The organism is Chitinophaga sp., assembly GCF_036566945.1.
In the GTDB taxonomy this organism is placed as follows: Bacteria; Bacteroidota; Bacteroidia; order Chitinophagales; family Chitinophagaceae; genus Chitinophaga.
Genome location: NZ_DATCVJ010000225.1, coordinates 1 through 2,135, shown reverse-complemented (window position 1 = coordinate 2,135; position 2,135 = coordinate 1). Strand labels below are relative to the sequence as shown.

4 protein-coding genes are annotated in these 2,135 nt (G+C 38.5%); all 4 read right to left on the bottom strand.

Going from position 1 to position 2,135, the window contains the following annotated elements; genetic code table 11:
• Window positions 1–109: 109 nt before the first annotated feature.
• Window positions 110–466 (bottom strand): hypothetical protein, encoded by a 357-nt coding sequence (locus tag VIP81_RS06455; RefSeq protein ID WP_331957651.1) that lies wholly within the window; start codon window positions 464–466, stop codon window positions 110–112.
• Window positions 467–497: 31 nt separating this feature from the next.
• Entirely contained in the window at window positions 498–749 is a 252-nt protein-coding gene (locus tag VIP81_RS06450) for a SymE family type I addiction module toxin (protein ID WP_331957650.1), read from the bottom strand.
• Window positions 746–970, bottom strand: coding sequence for a SymE family type I addiction module toxin (locus VIP81_RS33735; protein ID WP_414649303.1), 225 nt, complete (start codon window positions 968–970; stop codon window positions 746–748). Before VIP81_RS33735 ends, VIP81_RS06450 begins: the two co-directional genes overlap by 4 nt.
• On the bottom strand, window positions 967–2,135 hold a 1,169-nt coding region (locus VIP81_RS06445; protein WP_331957649.1), incomplete at its 5' end, for a HEPN domain-containing protein. The genes VIP81_RS33735 and VIP81_RS06445, both read right to left, overlap by 4 nt.

The window sequence follows — 2,135 nt, the reverse complement described above, 5'->3', positions numbered from 1 at the left end:
CGTCGATAAACCAGATCTTGATTTCTTGATTCAGTAGTATTTGATAAAAAAGAGGCGTGTGCAGGAATACACGGTGCCTCGTTCGTTGAGATTTAAGGTTCATCTACTATTATGCTAATTGATCATGCAAGGAAATAAGATGCACTGGAATTTCAGGTTCCGTATCCGAAACCAACTTTAATCTATAAATACCTTTTATTTCGCTTTTATGGATTGAAATAACACCACCAGTAAGGATATTCGAGAAAATGAACATGCCATTTTTTCGTTGTGCTTTTATGAATCTCTTGCCACCATTTAAGAATGAGATCATAAAGATATCAGGCTTTAAACTGATGTCTTTTTCTTCTACCTCTTGTGCGAAAACGTAGGAGCCTTCCATAATAAAAGGCGGAACTCTGTCCTGGCGTATTTTGAGGTAATGTGTGGACTGATTGATTAACTTAATTTTGGAGGTTGTTGTCATGATGCTATATTTTAGAAATTAGAATTATTAATTACGCGGTAGCAGCACTTAGCTGGCGCATATAGCTTTTCAACTGTTTCTTGTAATTGGGAAATTTGTTTATTTTGGTAATAATCAACTTACCTGAAAAAACTTTTACTTGCACCTTTTCCTTACAATCAAATCCAGCCTCTTGTAGCCATTTTCCAGAAAATGTCATTACAGGTTTTATCTTAACAGAAGTCTTGAAGTGATAGCGACGCTGGGCCACTAAAATCATACGAATACATTTTAGGTTCTTCATTTGATTTTGTCTTTAGAAGGATGAATGCTTTTTGATGTCTGTACGGATTTCGTAATCCGCAAATAATTATGCTTTACTATTATACAGATATCGTCTCCGATGTTGAAGCCAGCTTTTACCAACCACTGGCCGGATAAATTGAGCCAGGGTACATCGATGGCCTTTATCTGCCGTGGTGCAGATTTTGCATGTAGCTTTGCATTTCTGAAAAGTGTCTTCATAAATCAAAATCTTTGGTGAAATATGGTGAGGATGATAGCTGACCGACCTCGTTGATCAGCTCATTAAATACCTTTGATACTGCTTTGACCAGTTCGGTAACCTTTGAGTGAAGGGAATTCAGATCATCATCCGTAATAATAAAAGCGTCTTGATTCACGTAACGTGCTTTCACGTATGACTTATTCAATAGGTAAAGGGAACTTTCGCCTTTTATATCTTCCTCATGAAATATTCCAATTAATTCTTCTGTTAAAAACAGACTGGCTTGCAAGAATGAACCGAGAGTATGCGTATGTGGCGCAAATCCCAGTATTGAAATAAGTAACGCCCGCATTGCATGTTCCGCCGCCTGATGCAGAGAAAAGGCGGATAGTGCATTATGTTTTCCCTCAGCATATTTTTGGGCGCCTAGTAAAAATCCGGGGACAACAGAACCGATTCTCTCATAGAGATTAATAGCCTTGCCTTTTACCTCTTGCAATGAATAAATTTTAGGGCTGGGCAGAAGAGTGTTCCCAGCGTCATATTTCAGTCTTTCCTTCCAACAGACCCTGTTATAGAAAATGTTACCATCCTTCCAGAAATTATATACTTCCGTAGCTGTCCTTATCAGTATGTTAACCGGCCACTCTTCTGAGAAATGTTCTCTAATACTACGCTCCAGCTGTTCGTGACTAGTAACGTTACTATGAGTGAGTATAAGGAACGAAGCAGTGTAGTCTATCCGGGAGTGATATTTAATAAGAAATATTTTTTCAATCTCCGGGATTTTATTGCCAGCTTGATCGATACCCTCTATGATCGGGTTATATTCATCCGGATGCTCTTCCTCACTACGACAATTAGTATCGGTTTGTGAAGTGGCTTTATTAAAGCGTAACTTTCCTGATTGGCTATATTCGTTTATCAAATAACAGGATTCTATCAGTCGTTCGAGCATTTCGTAAAATGCGACCATGTTCTCTTTTTCTTTTCCAGTTAACCGCTTTGCGTAATTCCCCGTTACTGTTGATTTCAACATTTCCCAAAGGGTATCTCTGTTGCCATAAAGGTGATCATGTTCAAAAAAGTCCTCTACCACTGTTAAAGGGTTCTCCACCTCAGCCATAGATAGTTTGTAAGGCTGGTTTAACCAGCCAGGTTGTTTTTCGTGTCTGTCTAACA

Bases quoted from the DNA above. Each gene is read 5' to 3' on its own strand.
- VIP81_RS06455 (WP_331957651.1), bottom strand. From the start codon at position 466: ATGACAACAACCTCCAAAATTAAGTTAATCAATCAGTCCACACATTAC.
- VIP81_RS06450 (WP_331957650.1), bottom strand. From the start codon at position 749: ATGAAGAACCTAAAATGTATTCGTATGATTTTAGTGGCCCAGCGTCGC.
- VIP81_RS33735 (WP_414649303.1), bottom strand. From the start codon at position 970: ATGAAGACACTTTTCAGAAATGCAAAGCTACATGCAAAATCTGCACCA.